Source organism: Mesorhizobium sp. M0563 (assembly GCF_040321065.1).
GTDB lineage: Bacteria > Pseudomonadota > Alphaproteobacteria > Rhizobiales > Rhizobiaceae > Mesorhizobium.
In genome coordinates, this window is the sequence record NZ_JAMYQV010000025.1 from 85,304 (window position 1) to 101,824 (window position 16,521).

General features: G+C 61.8%; 17 protein-coding genes. 4 read left to right on the forward strand and 13 right to left on the reverse strand.

Annotated elements, in window-relative coordinates; genetic code table 11:
* Positions 1 to 4: 4 nt before the first annotated feature.
* From lepB to rpoZ, 7 genes are all read right to left on the reverse strand, one after another.
* A complete protein-coding gene (gene lepB / locus NKI50_RS26145; protein WP_023719884.1) occupies positions 5 to 754 on the reverse strand; it encodes a signal peptidase I in 750 nt (249 codons plus the stop codon).
* A gap of 77 nt (positions 755 to 831) precedes the next feature.
* Positions 832 to 1,245, reverse strand: a complete 414-nt coding sequence (gene acpS / locus NKI50_RS26150) for a holo-ACP synthase (RefSeq protein ID WP_023719885.1) — start codon at positions 1,243 to 1,245, stop codon at positions 832 to 834.
* Positions 1,242 to 1,823, reverse strand: a complete 582-nt coding sequence (locus tag NKI50_RS26155; protein WP_023719886.1) for a DUF2062 domain-containing protein — start codon at positions 1,821 to 1,823, stop codon at positions 1,242 to 1,244. Before NKI50_RS26155 ends, acpS begins: the two co-directional genes overlap by 4 nt.
* Positions 1,824 to 2,052: 229 nt before the next feature.
* Positions 2,053 to 2,433 carry a VOC family protein gene (locus NKI50_RS26160; protein WP_023719887.1) on the reverse strand — a complete coding sequence of 127 codons (381 nt, stop codon included), beginning with the start codon at positions 2,431 to 2,433 and terminating at the stop codon, positions 2,053 to 2,055.
* Positions 2,434 to 2,445: 12 nt separating this feature from the next.
* On the reverse strand, positions 2,446 to 3,024 hold the full coding sequence (gene pyrE, locus NKI50_RS26165; protein WP_352718024.1) for an orotate phosphoribosyltransferase: 579 nt from the start codon (positions 3,022 to 3,024) through the stop codon (positions 2,446 to 2,448).
* Positions 3,025 to 3,110: 86 nt separating this feature from the next.
* A complete protein-coding gene (locus tag NKI50_RS26170; protein WP_023719889.1) occupies positions 3,111 to 5,339 on the reverse strand; it encodes a RelA/SpoT family protein in 2,229 nt (742 codons plus the stop codon).
* Between the two features lie 110 nt (positions 5,340 to 5,449).
* Positions 5,450 to 5,851, reverse strand: coding sequence for a DNA-directed RNA polymerase subunit omega (gene rpoZ / locus NKI50_RS26175; RefSeq protein ID WP_023719890.1), 402 nt, complete (start codon positions 5,849 to 5,851; stop codon positions 5,450 to 5,452).
* A gap of 278 nt (positions 5,852 to 6,129) precedes the next feature.
* Between rpoZ and NKI50_RS26180 the strand changes: the two genes are divergently transcribed.
* Together NKI50_RS26180 and NKI50_RS26185 are read left to right on the forward strand one after the other, a co-directional pair.
* A complete protein-coding gene (locus tag NKI50_RS26180; RefSeq protein ID WP_023719891.1) occupies positions 6,130 to 6,711 on the forward strand; it encodes a LabA-like NYN domain-containing protein in 582 nt (193 codons plus the stop codon).
* Positions 6,708 to 7,466, forward strand: coding sequence for a uracil-DNA glycosylase (locus NKI50_RS26185; RefSeq protein ID WP_245278617.1), 759 nt, complete (start codon positions 6,708 to 6,710; stop codon positions 7,464 to 7,466). The genes NKI50_RS26180 and NKI50_RS26185 overlap by 4 nt, the downstream gene beginning before the upstream one ends.
* Here the strand turns inward: NKI50_RS26185 and NKI50_RS26190 are convergent.
* The 4 genes from NKI50_RS26190 to dapA all read right to left on the reverse strand — a co-directional run bounded on the left by NKI50_RS26190 (position 7,416) and on the right by dapA (position 10,268).
* On the reverse strand, positions 7,416 to 7,937 hold the full coding sequence (locus tag NKI50_RS26190; protein ID WP_245278618.1) for a hypothetical protein: 522 nt from the start codon (positions 7,935 to 7,937) through the stop codon (positions 7,416 to 7,418). The two genes, NKI50_RS26185 and NKI50_RS26190, sit on opposite strands and share 51 nt — an antisense overlap.
* A 109-nt stretch (positions 7,938 to 8,046) precedes the next feature.
* Positions 8,047 to 8,775 carry a GH25 family lysozyme gene (locus NKI50_RS26195; RefSeq protein ID WP_023719894.1) on the reverse strand — a complete coding sequence of 243 codons (729 nt, stop codon included), beginning with the start codon at positions 8,773 to 8,775 and terminating at the stop codon, positions 8,047 to 8,049.
* A 106-nt stretch (positions 8,776 to 8,881) separates the two neighbouring features.
* Entirely contained in the window at positions 8,882 to 9,361 is a 480-nt protein-coding gene (gene smpB / locus NKI50_RS26200; protein WP_023719895.1) for an SsrA-binding protein SmpB, read from the reverse strand.
* A 25-nt stretch (positions 9,362 to 9,386) separates the two neighbouring features.
* The gene (gene dapA, locus NKI50_RS26205; protein ID WP_352718027.1) at positions 9,387 to 10,268 is read right to left on the reverse strand and encodes a 4-hydroxy-tetrahydrodipicolinate synthase; all 882 of its coding nucleotides are present in this window, start codon (positions 10,266 to 10,268) and stop codon (positions 9,387 to 9,389) included.
* 225 nt (positions 10,269 to 10,493) lie between these two features.
* On the opposite strand from dapA, the gene NKI50_RS26210 reads away from it, so the two are divergent.
* A complete protein-coding gene (locus NKI50_RS26210; protein ID WP_352494886.1) occupies positions 10,494 to 12,527 on the forward strand; it encodes a lytic transglycosylase domain-containing protein in 2,034 nt (677 codons plus the stop codon).
* A 381-nt stretch (positions 12,528 to 12,908) separates the two neighbouring features.
* Entirely contained in the window at positions 12,909 to 13,802 is an 894-nt protein-coding gene (locus NKI50_RS26215; RefSeq protein WP_352718029.1) for an alpha/beta fold hydrolase, read from the forward strand.
* A gap of 306 nt (positions 13,803 to 14,108) precedes the next feature.
* Here NKI50_RS26215 and NKI50_RS26220 read toward each other — a convergent pair whose 3' ends face one another.
* Together NKI50_RS26220 and NKI50_RS26225 are read right to left on the reverse strand one after the other, a co-directional pair.
* Positions 14,109 to 15,167, reverse strand: coding sequence for a site-specific integrase (locus tag NKI50_RS26220; RefSeq protein ID WP_198030509.1), 1,059 nt, complete (start codon positions 15,165 to 15,167; stop codon positions 14,109 to 14,111).
* 236 nt (positions 15,168 to 15,403) lie between these two features.
* A partial coding sequence (locus NKI50_RS26225) for a porin (RefSeq protein WP_352718031.1) occupies positions 15,404 to 16,521 on the reverse strand: 1,118 nt, incomplete at its 5' end.

Below are 16,521 nucleotides of genomic sequence, written 5' to 3' on the forward strand. Positions count from 1 at the left end.
GGTCCTAATTGACGAAATGGAACAGGCGCGAGGCGCGCATCTGCGACGGCCATTTCCAGATTTCGAGCGGGCTGGCGCTGCCGCCGATCGAGAAGAAGATGAGGTTGGCGCGGCCGACCAAATTCTCTTCCGGCACGAAGCCGACGGTGAAGCGGCTGTCGGACGAGTTGTCGCGATTGTCGCCCATCATGAAATAGTGACCGGGCGGCACCTTGAACTCTTTGGTGTTGTCGCCGATCGAAGCCTGTGTCAGGTCGAGCGTGTCGTAGGTGACGCCGTTCGGCAGCGTCTCGCGATAGACATCGACCGGCCCGTTCTCCTCGGTGATGTCGTGGTTGTCGATCTGCCCGACCTTGACGCGTGGCACAGCGACGTCGTTGATGAAGAGCTGGCCATCCTTGACCTGGATCTTGTCGCCCGGCAGGCCGACGACGCGCTTGATGTAGTCGACGGAAGGGTCCGGCGGAAACTTGAACACCACCACGTCGCCGCGCTTCGGCTCGGAGCCCCAGATGCGGCCCGAAAAGATGTTCGGCCCGAACGGCAGCGAGTAGCGGGAGAAGCCGTAAGACCATTTGGTGACGAAGAGATAGTCGCCTTCGAGCAAAGTCGGCCGCATCGAACCGGACGGGATCGAGAACGGCTGGAACAGGAGCGTGCGGATGACCAGCGCAAGCAGCAGGGCCTGGACGATGACGCTGACGGTTTCGCCAAGTCCGCCGGATTTCTTCTGGGTTTTTTCAGCCACGCTCATGTCGTCCTCGATTGTGCGTTGGATGGTATAGAGTCTCGGCGCGCGCTGGGCAACGTCATGCCGGTCGTCAGATGCAATCAATGTGGCGCTTCTTCGACCGGCAACGCTTCAATGATCACAAAGGCTTGAGCGAGCGGAAAATCATCGGTGATGGTGAGGTGGATCACGGCGCGGTGCCCTTCAGGCAGGATTTCGTCCAGCCGCGCTGCCGCCCCGTTGGTCAGCGCCATGGTCGGCTTGCCGCTGGCCAGGTTGACGACGCCCATGTCGCGCCAGAACACACCCTGCGCCAGACCGGTGCCCAATGCCTTGGCGCAGGCCTCCTTGGCAGCGAAACGCTTGGCATAGGAGGCCGCACGCGCCGCGCGGTTTTCGGAGCGCGCCTGTTCGATCTCGGTGTAGATGCGTTGGATGAAGCGCTGGCCATGACGTTCCAGCGACTTCTCAATGCGTCTGATGTCGATGAGGTCGCTGCCGATACCGATAATCATTCGGCAGGAACTTCCGGCCCGGTTTTTCCAGCCTTTGCGGCTCTTTCGGCCAGACGCTTGCGGCGCTGCTCGTGGAAAGTGACCATACCCCAGCGGGTAATGCCGTAAAACAGCAGGCCGAAAACCAAGCCAAGCGGTATTGCGCCAATGGTCATCGGCTTAAGCACCGGTCCCCACAACTGCGCAAAGGAAAGATTATGCAGCATGTCGCCGAGATGCGCGGGTGGGCCATGCGCCGGCAGGTGTTCATGCAGGATCAGCTTGCCGACCTCCCAGGAGGCGGCCCATAGCAGCGGAAAGGTCAGGGGATTGCCGAAGACCGTGCCGAGTGCTGCCGCGACCAGATTGCCGGCGATCAGCCAGCACAGCATGGCGGCAATGATGAAGTGGAAGCCAAGCGGGAAAAAAGACGCGAATACGCCCGCCGCAACACCGGCGGCCACGGCATGCGGCGTGGCCCTAAGCCGCAGGATGCGCTTGGAAAAATACCGCAGCGAGCGCGAGAAAGAGCGGCGCGGCCACAAATAAGTACGCACCCGCTCGAAAAAACCATCAGGCTTGCGCCGTCGAAAAAGCACTCTGTTCCTGTTCCTAGTTCCATCAATGGCTTCGCGCCGGCTTTTCCCAGCCGGGGCGCGACAGCCCTATGCTGCGCTTTGCGGTCACCGAAAGGCAACTACGACTTTGATATAGCGATGTGCTAGCCGAAGAACAACGAGGCCGACGGCATCCGCTCGGTCGCCACTTGCGGCAGCCTTGGGTATCGCCATTCTGAACAGGGCATGATCGCGGCGAATTTGAGGAGCCTCAGGAACGATACTCGCTGACCTCGACGAGGTTGCCGTCCGGGTCACGGAAATAGACCGACATCATCGGGCCACAGGCGCCGATACGCTCGACCGGGCCGACCTCTATGGCTACGCCGTTGGCCGCGAGGCTGGCGCATATCTCGGTGAGCGGCCGGGCGGCAACAAGACAGAAATCCCCAGAGCCGGGAGTCGGCGCCTTGGCCTTCGGCTCGAAGGTGCGCCCGACCTCATGCACATTGATCTTTTGCGTTCCAAACAGCAGCGCCGTTGGTCGGTCCGGCTCGTCGAGGCGCTTGAAGCCAAGCACGCGCTGATAGAAGGCGCAGCTATCGTCTACCGAACGAACTGTCAGCACGAAATGATCGATGCCGGTGATCACGGCGGCGCTCCGTTATAAATTGCGGCTGCCCGGCTTGATCGCCGGTATGGCGGCAAGCTCGGGCGGCAGCCTGTCGGCCGGATAGGCCGGAACCTCGTATTCGGCGAGCGCGATCAGCGGCACGCCGACATCTGTCTTGCCGGCCGAGCGGTCGATAATGCATGCAGCGGCAACGACTTCGGCGCCAAGGCCGCGCAGGCAGTCGATGGTCTCGCGGATCGACAGGCCGGTGGTGACGATGTCCTCGACAATGACAACGCGCGACCCCTTGGCGATTTCGAAACGGCGGAGCCTGAATTCGCCCCCTTCCCGCTCGACCCAGATCGCCGGCGCACCAAGATGGCGCGAGGTCTCATAGGCCGGGATCAGCCCGCCGATCGCTGGGCCGACGACATAGTCGATCCTGCCGGGAACGCCAGCGCGGATCTTTTCGGCCAGCGCCTTGCACAAGCGCTCGGTCTTGTCGGCATGCATGAAAACGCGCGCCTTTTGCAATAAGACCGGGCTGCGCAGGCCGGACGTCAGGATAAAATGCCCTTCGAGAACGGCGCCGGCCTCGCGGAAAATGCCCAGCACTTCGTCGGTATTCATCGTTCGCTCCATGTCATGGTGAATAGTGAATGGTGAATAGTAGTGAGTAGTGAGAGCACCCTCTTTCACTATTCACTATTCACTATTCACCCATTCACGCGTCGCGCGTCGCTGACGCTCGAATTGTCCTTTAGCTGCGACAGCAGCCGGTTCAAGTGCTTAAGATCCCACACTTCGAGATCGATCAGCATTTCGGTGAAATCGGGCGCGGTGCGCACCATCGATAAAGTGTGGATGTTGGCATCGTTGGATGCGACGACCTGCGCAATGTCGGCCAGCGAACCCGGTGCGTTGATGGCGGTGACCGAGACACGCGCCGGGAACCGCTCCTTGGTGCGCTCGTCAATATCCCAGCGCACGTCGATCCAGCGCTCGGGCTGGTCGTCAAAGGCCTGCAACGCCGGCGACTGGATCGGATAGATGGTGATGCCGGTTCCCGGCTGCACGATGCCGACGATGCGGTCGCCGGGCACCGCCCCCTCCGGCGCGAAGCGCACCGGCAGATCGCCGCGCACACCGCGGATCGGCACCGCATCGTCACGCGGCTGGTTCTTGTCCTTGCGTGCGGCGCGGCCCGGAATCTGGAACAGCATGCCGGCGGCGTTGCGGATCTTCGACCAGCCCTCCTCGCGCTGCTTGGGCGCGACCAGCGTGACGCGCTCGTCCTTGTAGTCGGGAAACACCGCCTTCATGACATCGGTAGAGGCAAGTTCGCCACGCCCGACCGAGGCCAGTACATCCTCGATGTCCTTGCGTGCCAGCCGGTGCAGCACCGGCTTCAGGTTTTCCTTGGTGAAGGTCTTGCCGGACCGTTCGAAGGCGCGCTCCAGAATGCGGATACCGAGACCCGAATATTGCTTGCGGATAGCGTTCTTGGTGGCACGGCGGATGGCCGAGCGCGCCTTGCCGGTAACGACCACCGATTCCCACGCCGCCGGCGGCACCTGCGCCTTCGAGCGGATGATCTCGACCTCGTCGCCGTTCTTCAGCTCCGTCATCAGCGGCATGATGCGGCCATTGACCTTGGCGCCGACGCAAGTGTCGCCAACGTCGGTGTGGACGGCATAGGCAAAGTCGATCGGCGTGGCGCCGCGCGGCAGCGCGATCAGCATGCCTTTCGGCGTAAAGCAGAACACCTGGTCCTGGAACAGTTCCAGCTTGGTGTTTTCGAGAAAGTCCTCGGGATTGTCGCCTTCGGCAAGCTGCTCGATGGTGCGCCGCAGCCAGGCATAGGCATTGGTCTCCTTCGAGATCGCATGGGCGGCACCATTCATCTTGCCGCCGGTATCTTTATAGATCGAATGAGCGGCGACGCCGTATTCGGCGATCTTGTTCATCTGGTAGGTGCGGATCTGCAATTCGACGCGCTGGCGCGACGGGCCGACGATGGTGGTGTGGATCGAGCGGTAGTCGTTCTGCTTCGGCGTCGAGATATAGTCCTTGAAACGGCCGGGCACCATCGACCAGGTGGTGTGGATGGCGCCGAGCGCGCGATAGCAGTCCTCGACCGTCTCGACAACGACGCGGAAGCCGAAAATGTCGGACAACTGCTCGAACGACAGCGCCTTGGCCTCCATCTTGCGGAACACCGACCACGGCTTCTTCTGCCGGCTCTTGACCTCGGCCTTGATCGAATATTTGTCGAACAGCGTGGATAGCGCCTTCTCGATCTCGGACAGCACGCCCTTGTTGCGCTCGAAAATTTCGGCAAGCCGCGCGGTGACGGCGCGGTAGGCTTCGGGATTGATGAAGCGGAAGGCGATCTCCTCCAGCTCCTCGCGCATGCCTTGCATGCCCATGCGGCCGGCCAGCGGCGCGTAGATGTCCATCGTCTCTTCGGCAATGCGCAGGCGCTTGGCTTCCGGCACATGGTCGAGGGTGCGCATATTGTGCAGGCGGTCGGCGAGCTTGACCAGAAGCACGCGCACATCTTCCGAGATCGCCAGCAACAGCTTGCGCAGGTTCTCCGCCTGCTCGGCCTTCTTCGAAACGAGGTCGAGCTTCTTCAGCTTGGTCAGGCCTTCGACCAGCTTGCCCATTTCCGGGCCGAACAATTCGTCGATCTCGGCCCTGGTCGCCGTGGTGTCCTCGATCGTGTCGTGCAGCAAGGCAACGGCAATCGTCGCCTCGTCCATGTGCATTTCGGTGAGGATGGCGGCGACTTCGAGCGGATGCGAGAAATAGGGATCGCCGGAGGCGCGCTTCTGGTGGCCATGCTTCTGCATGGCGTAGACATAGGCCTTGTTGAGCAGCGCCTCGTTGACGTCAGGCTTGTAGCGCTGGACGCGCTCGACAAGCTCATACTGACGCATCATGGCGGGATCTCGCAATGCTGAAATGAATCATGCGCCGCACTGACGTACGGCGCATGTCATAGATAGCCACGAAACTGCCGACGCGAAAGTGTCGGCAGTTGTTGCTAAGATCAATAATCGTCGCTTTTTTCCGGCGGTACCAGCCCTTCGATGCCGGCCAACAGGTCTTCTTCGGTCATGCGATCGAAGGTGACGTTGTCCTCGGCGTCGTCGGCATCGGTGGCCGCAACGGCACTGCCGGTCTGGTCGGCAATCGCCTCGCCATCGGCTTCCGGCTCGTCGACCTCGACATGCTTCTGCAGCGAATGGATGAGATCTTCCTTGAGGTCGTCCGGCGATAACGTCTCGTCGGCGATTTCGCGGAGCGCAACGACCGGATTCTTGTCGTTGTCGCGAGGTACGGTAATCTGCGCGCCCTGGCTGATTTGACGGGCGCGGTGGCCGGCCAGGAGCACCAGCTCGAAGCGGTTGTCGACCTTGTCGATGCAATCTTCAACGGTTACGCGGGCCATGAGTTGCCCCTTTCATGCCTGGATTTGATGGAAAACAGGCGCGGTCCATAACCCGAACGCCGCCAAAATACAAGCTTTTATGGCGGTGCCCAGCTCTGACGCGGGCCGCCTGCGACGACGCAGCGCCGATCACAATTGCTTGCGGTGCCGCATGGTGCCTTGGATTGCCGTAAAACTGGCGTTATCTCGAACGATGAAGGCCAACAGGTCTATTATCAGACCGGCCGATAGTCGCCACGCATTTAGACGACCGCTTATTTCGAAAAAGGACATTTTCCATGTTCGATCCTCGTGAAAAAATCGCTCTCTTTATCGACGGTGCCAATCTCTACGCCACCTCGCGCGCGCTGGGCTTTGACATCGACTACCGCAAACTTCTGTCGAGCTTCCAGAAACGCGGCTATCTGCTGCGCGCTTATTACTACACCGCGCTGGTCGAGGATCAGGAATACTCCTCGATTCGGCCGCTGATCGACTGGCTAGATTATAACGGCTTCAAGGTGGTGACCAAGCCAGCCAAGGAATTCACCGACTCGACCGGCCGCCGCAAGATCAAGGGCAATATGGATATCGAGCTGACCGTCGATGCGCTCGAGCTCGCCGATGTCGTCGACCATTATGTCATCTTCTCAGGTGACGGCGATTTCCGCACGCTGGTCGAGGCGCTGCAGCGGCGTGGGCGCAAGGTCTCGATCGTCTCGACCATGGCATCGCAGCCGCCGATGATCTCCGATGACCTGCGCCGCCAGGCCGACCATTTCATCGACTTGATGGCGCTCAAGAATGAAGTCGGCCGCGATCCGTCGGAGCGGCCGGTACGCCGGTCCGAGCCGGCCGAAGTCGACGAGGAAGACTATTGACGGTCGTTGCCTTGACCGCGCCCCTGGCCGCCTCTCCCGAACCCGATCGCGACTGCCCGCTTTGTCCGCGGCTGCACGACTTCATCGCCGAGTGGCGGCAGCGCGAGCCGTCCTGGTTCAACGCGCCAGTGCCGACCTTTTTGCCGCCGGAAGGCGAGGATGCGGTGCGCTTGCTGATCGTCGGGCTGGCGCCTGGCCTGCGCGGCGCGAACCGGACGGGGCGCCCCTTCACCGGCGATTTTGCCGGTGATCTGCTCTACAATACGCTAATCGCGCACGGCTTTGCGCGCGGCGAATTCAAAGCGCGACCAGATGACGGGCTGGAGCTTGTCGGTACGGCGATTACCAATGCGGTGCGCTGCGTGCCGCCGGAGAACAAGCCGGTTGGTGCCGAGATAGCCACCTGCCGGACGTTCCTGGTACCGACGATCGCCCGATTTCCAAACCTGCGCGCCGTGCTGGCGCTGGGCTCGATCGCGCACCAGTCGACCGTGCGGGCGCTCGGCCAGCGCGTCGCCGCCTATCCGTTCCAGCATGGTGGGCAGCAGCAGGCCAATGGCATCGCGCTGTTTTCCAGCTATCATTGCTCGCGCTACAACACCAATACGGGCGTACTGACGCAAGCCATGTTCGTCAACGTTTTCAGTCAGATAGAAGCTTTTCTGAAGACTGAGAGCCGGACGACGCCCGCCGGCGCACAAGCCCTAGATTCGGGTGATCGCGAACAACCAGGCCAAGAGATCCAGCAACCATAGTAACAGTGCAAGCTGCAGCGCGACGCGCAGGCGTTGGATGATCCGCCAATTGCTGGCCATGTCGGATTTGATGCGCAGCGCAAGCGCTCGGTGCATCCCATCCATGGTTGCGGGAGGATGCTGATCGACGAAATCCTGGAGCAGCTTCTCGGGATCGAAACGGAACGTATAGTTATAATATGGCCACACCATAATCGCGACCAGCAGTCCGATAAGAAAAAGCAATGTCAGCGCCAGCCAGTCCCAAGGCCCCACGCCATCCAGGAGCGCCCTGCCCCCAAGGAGAGAACTCGCGAACGCAGTTGCAAAAATCAGATTTCCAGCGCGCGTATTGAGACTTTCAACCACGCCCTGCTGGTGTTGGAGGCCACGCACCGCCTCCGCATAGACAAACGCCAGGCGGGGATCCCCACCGTCCGTCGCAGCAGGCGGGGCGTTGCTGTCATTGGCTGATGAAGGGCGCTCCGGCATCAAATGTACTTAGCACGGCGCCGCCTGCGATATGAATAGCCACCTTGGCGAAGGCTTCGTCGTTCCCGTCATCGCCCACTGAGGGTGCTCTCGCTGGACAGGAATAGCGTCAATCCGACGCCGTCGCTTCAGGCGCTGCGGCAAACAACGCGGCCAGCGTCGCCGGCCCGCCTTGGAGAACATTCAGGTCGACGTCGCCGCTGATGCCGTCGACGCGGCCCCTGTTGTGGTACTGCCAGTAAATCCAGTCGTTATGGCCTGGCCGCAGCGCCAGCGAACGCAGCCAACGCGGGCGGCCGGCTATCTGCCCGGCATAGGCTTGCGCGGCCTCGTCGGTCACATAGAGGATCGCCGTCTTGCCGAACGCTGCTTCGACCGGGCCGAGGAAGGCTGAGAGTTCGGCGCTCAACTGTTCGGGAGTTGGCCGCTGCGGGCAATTGCCGCCGAACTCGATGTCTACCACCGGCGGCAGCAAAGGCTGATCGCGCGGCACCACCGAGATGAAGTTGCGTGCCTGATCGGCACCCGGCCTGCAGAAGGTGAAGAAGTGATAGGCGCCGACGGCAAGGCCGGCGGCGCGGGCCGCACGCAAATTGGCGGCGAAGGCATCGTCGACATGGTCGCCGCCTTCAGTTGCCTTGATAACGGCGAAGGCGACATCGTCGGCGGCAACACGCCGCCAGTCGATCTGCCGCTGATGATGGGAAACGTCGATGCCCCTGACCGGATATTTGCCGCGGTCCGGAGAAAACGTCTGGAAGTAGGCATAGCCGCCGGCCAGGACGAGGCCCGCCAGGAGCAGACCGGCCGCGCCCCACAAGACGATCCGGTTTTTCAAACGAGACCTATCCCTATTGGTCCGCCCTGCCCTCCGCCATGGCTCCGGGCGTTCGTCGCTCGAAAAGCCAAATCACTGGCTTTTCGTCCGCTTCGCGGACCTCTCCTCACCCTCGCTCTTTCAGCAGCCGGCCCTTCTCGCGCGACCAGTCGCGCTGCTTTTCGGTCTCACGCTTGTCGTGCAGCTTCTTGCCGCGGCCGACGGCGAGCAGCACCTTCGCCCGCCCTTGGTCGTTGAAATAGATCTTCAGCGGCACCAGCGTCATGCCTTCGCGGTCGACGCTCTGCGACAGCTTGGCCATCTCGCGCTTGTTGAGCAGGAGTTTGCGGCGTCGGCGCGGCTCGTGGTTGAAGCGGTTGGCCTGCAGATATTCCGGCAAATAGGAGTTGATCAGCCAAATCTCGCCGCCCTCGACCGAGGCATAGCTGTCCTGGATATTGGCCTGGCCCTGGCGCAGCGACTTCACTTCGGTACCGGTCAGCACCAGGCCGGCCTCGATCGTGTCGAGCACCTCATAGGAAAACCGCGCCTTGCGGTTTTCCGCAACGGTCTTGTTGTTGGGATCGGCTTTTCTGACTTGATTCATGATGCGGAGAGGTGGCGCCTCATCCCTAATTTATCAAGCCGGCGTGCTTCATCGCCGCGTCGATCTTCTCGGCGGTCGACGGCTCGACCGTCATTAGCGGCGAGCGCAGCACGTTCTCGACCTTGCCCAGCTTCGACAGCGCATATTTCGCGCCGGAAACGCCGGGTTCCAGGAAAATCGCCTTGTGCAGTGGCAACAGACGGTCCTGCAGGTCGAGCGCCTTGGCGCTGTCGCCGGAAAGCGTCGCCTCCTGGAATTCGGCGCAGAGTCTGGGCGCGACATTTGCCGTCACCGAGATGCAGCCGACGCCGCCATGCGCGTTGAAGCCGAGGGCCGAGGCGTCCTCGCCGGAGAGCTGGAAGAAATCCTTGCCGCAGGTGGCGCGCTGCTCCGAAACCCGCTCGACCTTGCCGGTGGCATCCTTGACGCCGACGATGTTCTTGAAGTCGTGCACCAATTGCCCCATCGTCTCCGGGCTCATGTCGACCACCGAGCGGGGCGGAATGTTGTAGATGATGATCGGCAGGCTGGTAGCCTTGGCGACGGCGGCGAAATGCGCGTAGAGGCCGCGCTGCGTCGGCCTGTTGTAATAGGGCGTGACGACAAGGGCCGCGTCGGCGCCCGCCTTCTCGGCATACTGGACCAGGCCAACCGCCTCTTCGGTGTTGTTGGAGCCGGCGCCGGCAACGATAGGAACCCGGCCCTTGGCGACCTCGATGCAGACCTTGACGACTTGGCGGTGCTCGTCATGCGACAGCGTCGGCGACTCGCCTGTGGTGCCGACCGGGACCACGCCCGTCGTGCCTTCGGCGATCTGCCAGGCGATGAAGGCGCGAAAGGCTTTCTCGTCGAAACGGCCGCTCTTTTCGAACGGTGTGACGAGCGCGGTCAGCGAGCCTCTCAGCATGTCGTCCAACTCCTTGGGGACTTTCGGGTTTGTCGTGCGCGCCTTCTAGCCGAAAGCGAAGCGGCGCACCATAGTCTCGACATTGTTGCGCGGCAAGCATTGCGCCAGCAATTGCAATTCGAATGACCTCGAGAAGGTTTTCTTTACGGGCCCTTCATCACAGACGAGTAAGCTTCAATTCATCTGTGTCTGTTGTAGCGTCGAAGAACGGGGATGACCAAATCCATGCCGATCAGGCGGCCTCATCTTTTCGCGCTTATCGGCGCGATCGTCGCCCTGATTCCCGGCGCGGCGATCGGCAGCAGCGTCGATGTGCAGGTTACGTCGGCGATTCCGATGACCGAGCCGCAGAACGATGCGGTGCAGCAGTCCCCGTCCGCGAGCGTCGCGGTGCTGAAGAGCGGTCTCGATGCGCTGGCGGCAAACGACATTGCGCGCGCGCGCCAGGTGCGCGAAGCGCTGCCGGCCAAATCGCTCGACCGGCACATCCTTGCCTGGGCGATCGCGCTCTATGGCGGCGACCAGGTGCCGAGCGGCGACATCGCCGATGCGGCAAAGATGCTGCCGAACTGGCCGGGTACGATCGCCTTGCGCAGGAACAGCGAGCGCGCGCTCTATCGCGAGAACCCCACGCCGCAGATCGTGGTGCGGGCGTTCGACGGCAGCCAGCCGCTGACCTTCGAGGGCGTGCTGATCCTGGCCCGCTCCTATGTAGCGCTGGGCGATACCAAGGCGGCGCGCTCGGTGCTGTCGCCATTCTGGCGCACCGAAAAGCTCGAAGCCAGGGACGAGGCGGCGGTCATTCGCGAGTTCGGTGCGCTGATCCCGGCCGCCGACCATCGCTTCCGCATGGAGCGCATGTTTTATGCCGACCGGGTCGCTTCGGCGCTGCGCGTCGCCGGTCTCGCCGGCGCCCAGCAATTGGCCGATGCCTGGGCGGCGGTCACCAAAGGCGACAAGAACGCGGCCAAGCTGCTGAAGGCGGTGCCGGCAGCGCAGCGGGCGGCCGGCTATCTCTTTGCCGAAGCCGAATATCTGCGCAAGCAGCAGAAATTTTCCGACGCCGCCGCGCTGGTGATGAAGGCGCCGGGCGACCGCGACGCTCTGGTCGATCCGGACGCCTGGTGGGTCGAGCGCCGGGTGCTGTCGCGCGAGCTGGTCGACCAGAGCGACATGAAGACCGCCTACAGAATAGTCGCCGCGCATGCCGCCGAAAGTCCCGCCAATGCTGCCGAGGCGGAATTCCATGCCGGCTGGTACGCGCTGCGCGGCCTCAAGGACCCGAGCATCGCCGCCAAGCATTTTGCGCGAATCGCGGAGCTCGCCCAAGGGCCAATGTCGCTGTCGCGCGCCTATTATTGGCTCGGCCGCGCCGCCGAAGTCGGCGGCCCCGGCAATGCCAAGGATTATTTCAGCCGCGCCGCAAGCTACGGCACGACCTTTTACGGCCAGCTCGCCGGCGAGCGCGTCGGCCGGCAGACCCTCAACATCGTCTACCCCCAGCCAAGTGCCGCCGACCGCCAGAATTTCGCCACCCGCGAGGCGGTCAGCGCCATCAAGCGGCTGCAGGAGGCCGGCTATGACCGCTATGCCGAGACGCTCTACCGCGACCTCGCCGGGCAGCTGAACAACCCCGGCGAACTGGCGCTGCTTGCGGTGTTGGCGGAAAGACAAGGCAACCATTTCATGGCGCTGAAGATCGGCAAGATCGCCGGCGCCCGCGGCATCGATGTCGGCGCGCTGTCGCATCCGCTCGGCGTCATTCCCGACACCGCCAACATCTCCGGCTCGGGCAAGGCGCTGGCCTATGCGATTGCCCGCCAGGAAAGCGAGTTCAACATCGGCGCAATCTCCAGCGCCGGCGCGCGCGGACTGCTGCAACTAATGCCAGGCACCGCCAAGCAATTGGCGAAGAAGGCCGGCATGACATTTTCTCAGGCCCGGCTGACCACCGATGCCGGCTACAATGCAACGCTGGGCGCTGCCTTTCTCGGCGAGCAGCTCGGCCGTTTCGACGGCTCCTACGTGCTGACCTTCGCCGGCTACAATGCCGGCCCCGCCCGCGCCGCCCAGTGGGTGGCGAAATACGGCGATCCGCGCGGCAAGGACGTCGATGCCGTCGTCGACTGGATCGAGCGGATTCCCTATACGGAAACAAGAAGTTACGTCCAGCGCGTGATGGAGAATTACGAGGTCTACAAGATGCGTATCTCCGGCAAGTACGACATTGTCGGGGATCTGGTGAACGGCCGGGGGTGACGACCGGGCTTCAAGCCAAGTTTGCCGGTCACAGCGTATTTTGTTCTTGCTTTGTGCCGGCAGCTATGCTACTAATTTAACCATAGTGCTGATTCGCACCGACGACCCGCCCAACGAGGCGGGTTTTTGTTTCAGGCTTTGAAAGTTCCGGACGTCGAGTTGGCGGACAGCGGCCCGCCATGTCCTGCCGGACATCTCCCCAAGGGTCCCAGCTTCGTGGACAGTGCCTTTCTGCATCCGACGAAACTTGGCGAAAGCGACGATGACAGCCAATCTCCCCCTTGAGGGACCCTGCAACTTCGGCGCCTCCCCTATTTGACCCTACCGGCCCCTCGCCTGTAGCAGTTGAAACAAGCCAGCAGCGAGAGGAACGGAGTCCACATGGCAACCGAGCAGGGTTTCTCCGATTTCTTCTACGCCGCGCCGGACGGGCTGTCCCTGCACGCCCGCATCTACGGCGAAGCGAATTCCGGCCGCTGGCCAGTCGTTTGCCTGCCCGGCCTGACCCGCAATTGCCGTGATTTTCACGAGCTGGCGCTTTATCTGTCGACGCAGGCGAAGCGCAAGGTCGTCGCTTTCGACTATCGCGGGCGCGGGCAGTCCGCCTACGATGCCGATATCGGCCATTACAATATCGGCATCGAAGCTGGCGATATTCTCGCCGGGCTGGCGGCGCTGAGCATCGAGGAGGCTGCCTTCATCGGCACGTCGCGCGGCGGACTGATCATCCATGTGCTCGGGGCGATGCGGCCGGCCGTGCTGAAGGCCGTCGTCCTCAACGACATCGGCCCGGTGATCGAGACGCAAGGGCTCGCCCATATCCGCTCCTATCTCGACCCCGCGCCCAGGCCGAAGGCGTACGCAGAGGTGGTCCGCGGCCTGCGCAGCACCCATGGCGCCGATTTTGCGGCGCTGACCGATGCGGATTGGGAGCGGATGGCGTCAGCCCTCTACCGCGAGACCGAGGAGGGATTTCTGCCCGATTTCGATCCGAAACTGGTCGATACGCTGGCGGGCCTCGATCCCAGCCGGCCGATGCCCGATCTTTGGCCACAGTTCGACGCGCTGGCGCCCATCCCAATGCTCGTCATACGCGGCGCCAACTCGAAGCTGCTGTCCGCCGAAACGCTCGAGCAGATGCGGACGCGCCATACCGATATCGAGACGATCACCGCTGACGGCCAGGGGCATGCACCGTTTTTGGAGTCCGGGATCCTGCCGGGCAGGATCGCTGGTTTTTTCGATCGGGTGGAGCGGCGGAGCGGTTGGAAGTAAAACCACGGTAAGTTTAAGTAACTCTCTGCCTTATCTTGTACCTGTGAAGCATTCTGGCAGCGATTAACAGCTCTGCTGGCGTCCCGGAGAATAATTGTTGGATGTCGGCGCCGCCCCTCATCCGCCTGCTGGCACCTTCTCCCCGTGTAGTGACGGGAGAAGGACAGACGGCCGCAACGCTGACGAACTCCCCTCTCCCCGTTTTTTCACGGGGAGAGGGTAAGGGTGAGGGGCAGCGCCGACTTGATGTATTGGCCTGCAATCCGTTGTCAGATCGACCGACTTACGCCAGATCCACCCAAACCGTCAGGATTTGGCGCTTCTCTTCGCGGGCTTTGGTGCCTTGCTTGCGGCCGGCTCACCTTTTGGTTCCCGCCTTGCCGAAGGTGGAGAGGACAACGGACTTGCCCCGCCGTCGTCCGAACCACTGTACCGCGGCGTCTCAAGCACGGTGACGCAACCGTCGAGATCGTTGGTGGCCAGATGGGCGTAGCGCATGGTCATGGACAGCGTCTGGTGGCCGAGCCACATCTGCACACGCCTGATATCGATGCCGCCCTGGACGAGACGCGAGGCGCATGTATGGCGCAATATGTGCGGCACGACCTGATCGTCGGCGCCAAGCCCGACTTCGGCCTTGGCATCGTTCCAGATGGCACGAAACTGCGCCTGGCTAAGCTTGGTGAACGGGCCTTTAGGCCGGCGGCCCTCGGTGGCCGGCAGCTTGATCACCTCTTTTACCCGCTCGGTCATCGGGATGGTGCGGCTGCGGCCGGACTTGGTGATCCAGAAACTGACGCGGTGCTCCTGGATATCGTTCCAGATCAAGCCCAGCGCTTCGCCGAGGCGGCAACCGGTGTCGACGAGAAAGACGGAAAGCCGATAGGCGTCCTCGCTGCGGCTTTTGATGGCGGCAAACAGCCGAGCCTCCTCGTCCCTTTCGAGGAAACGAATCCGTCCCGCCCGCTCTTTCTGGCGGCGGAACTCGGGCAGGCTGTGGATATCCCCCATCTTGTGAGCCTTGCGCAGCAGTTTGCTGAGGGCAGCCATCTTCCGGTTGATGGTTGCGTTGCTGTTGCCGCGCTGGCGCAAGGTGCCGATAAGGTTGTCGAGGGTGCTTTGGTCAAAGGCGCTGAAACGCTCCCCAAGGAGAATCTCGTCTATTTCGCCGATGAACGAGCTGACATTGTACTTATGCCGCCCATCATCCCAAAGTATATCCCGGTATGCTGAAAAAAGTTCTCCGATCCTGTGCGACTTTACTTCTCGTATCTTGTTGTAACTGTATTTTATCTTTGCAGTTTGAGAAGAAAACATCGAAAAATGATCAGAGGTCCCTCCCTCTTGAATCGCATCGTTCGTCATTATTCGCCACACCCCCGAGTGGATAGGCCTAGACCTACCTGCTTGGCGGTGCCCTTTCAAGAGTTTTAAGCGTTGCGGCCGATTTCATCCACCAGTGGTGGATCCCAACGACATCGTTCCACAACCCTGTTCAGCTACCGAACCCCCTTTTCCTTCTGTTTGCTACCAGTCGCGAAAATAAAACAGCCCGGGCGTTGAAGCGCCCGGGCTGGATTTCAGTTGCTTAAGTCCAGCCCTTAGAACGAGCGCTGGAAGCGGAGGACACCGCCGATGCTGTTTTCGTCGGTAGCACCGGTCCAATTGTCGAAATTGTTGTCACCGAAGTGCAGGTAGTCGACTTCGGCCGTGATCGTGAAGCCGGGAACGATGTCGTAGGCAATGTTCGCCGCGATGCCGACGTTCTCGCCTTCGTCATACGCCGCCTGAAGGTTGAACGAGGTCTTCTCGTTGATGGTGTAAGTGCCACCACCCCAAACTGCCCAGTTGCCGCTCCACTGCTTGTAGAAGTTGCGTGGGATATTGTCGTCCGAACCGTAGCCGGCCATCAGGAACAGCGTCAGGTTCTGCATCGGCGTCACGTCCAGGCGAGCCTTGCCTGTCCATTCTTCCACTGCGCTGTCATAGGCAATGACGCCCGAGATCGAACCCCAGCCCTGCGTGTATTTCACGCCGCCGACGACATATGGAACATAGCTGTCGATCGAATCGTGACCCAGGTGGAGCGCGGTGTTGTCGTCGTTGAGGATAAAGCCTTCACCGGTTTCCAACGACGCCACGGCCGAGAAGCCGTTGCCGGCATCGAAGTAGTACTGGATGACGTTGGTGTCGAAGCCGCCGTAGGGAACCAGCGTATCGTTGATGACGTTGCCGGCGTAACCGGTGAACGTATTGAAGGCCGTTTCGTCCTTACCGACGCGGAGACCACCGAGCTGGATCCAGGCGAAGTTCAGCGAAACGCCTCTGCTGCCAAAGCTGGAGAATTGTGCATCAGGGGTGGCCGGGTTGCCGTCGAGATCGACCCCGTGATAACCGGTTCCCCAGTTGAAGCGGGTCTCGGTGTAGGTCTTCAAGGTGCCCATCTCGGTTTCCTGGCCGGTATAGGTCCTCAGCGTGAAGCGAGCCTGCTTGAAATAGCCGTCGTTGACATCGTCCCTGCCTTCCAAGGCTTCCGAAAGGTCTTGGTAACGGGCACCAGTGAACGCGCCCGCATCGCCGGCGGAGATGTCATAGCGGACGTAGCCGCCGATGCGCATGCAGATTTCGGTGCCGGGGATGTAGAAGTAGCCAGCGCCGTAGACGTCGCAAATCTTGACGTATTCAGCGGGTTCCGGCTCGGCGACGACGACGGCGTCGG

Excerpts from the sequence above, each read along its gene's own strand:
- lepB (WP_023719884.1), bottom strand. The coding sequence starts at position 754 with ATGAGCGTGGCTGAAAAAACCCAGAAGAAATCCGGCGGACTTGGCGAA.
- acpS (WP_023719885.1), bottom strand. The coding sequence starts at position 1,245 with ATGATTATCGGTATCGGCAGCGACCTCATCGACATCAGACGCATTGAG.
- pyrE (WP_352718024.1), bottom strand. The coding sequence starts at position 3,024 with ATGAATACCGACGAAGTGCTGGGCATTTTCCGCGAGGCCGGCGCCGTT.
- NKI50_RS26170 (WP_023719889.1), bottom strand. The coding sequence starts at position 5,339 with ATGATGCGTCAGTATGAGCTTGTCGAGCGCGTCCAGCGCTACAAGCCT.
- rpoZ (WP_023719890.1), bottom strand. The coding sequence starts at position 5,851 with ATGGCCCGCGTAACCGTTGAAGATTGCATCGACAAGGTCGACAACCGC.
- NKI50_RS26180 (WP_023719891.1), top strand. The coding sequence starts at position 6,130 with ATGTTCGATCCTCGTGAAAAAATCGCTCTCTTTATCGACGGTGCCAAT.
- NKI50_RS26190 (WP_245278618.1), bottom strand. The coding sequence starts at position 7,937 with ATGCCGGAGCGCCCTTCATCAGCCAATGACAGCAACGCCCCGCCTGCT.
- smpB (WP_023719895.1), bottom strand. The coding sequence starts at position 9,361 with ATGAATCAAGTCAGAAAAGCCGATCCCAACAACAAGACCGTTGCGGAA.
- dapA (WP_352718027.1), bottom strand. The coding sequence starts at position 10,268 with ATGCTGAGAGGCTCGCTGACCGCGCTCGTCACACCGTTCGAAAAGAGC.
- NKI50_RS26210 (WP_352494886.1), top strand. The coding sequence starts at position 10,494 with ATGCCGATCAGGCGGCCTCATCTTTTCGCGCTTATCGGCGCGATCGTC.
- NKI50_RS26215 (WP_352718029.1), top strand. The coding sequence starts at position 12,909 with ATGGCAACCGAGCAGGGTTTCTCCGATTTCTTCTACGCCGCGCCGGAC.
- NKI50_RS26220 (WP_198030509.1), bottom strand. The coding sequence starts at position 15,167 with ATGACGAACGATGCGATTCAAGAGGGAGGGACCTCTGATCATTTTTCG.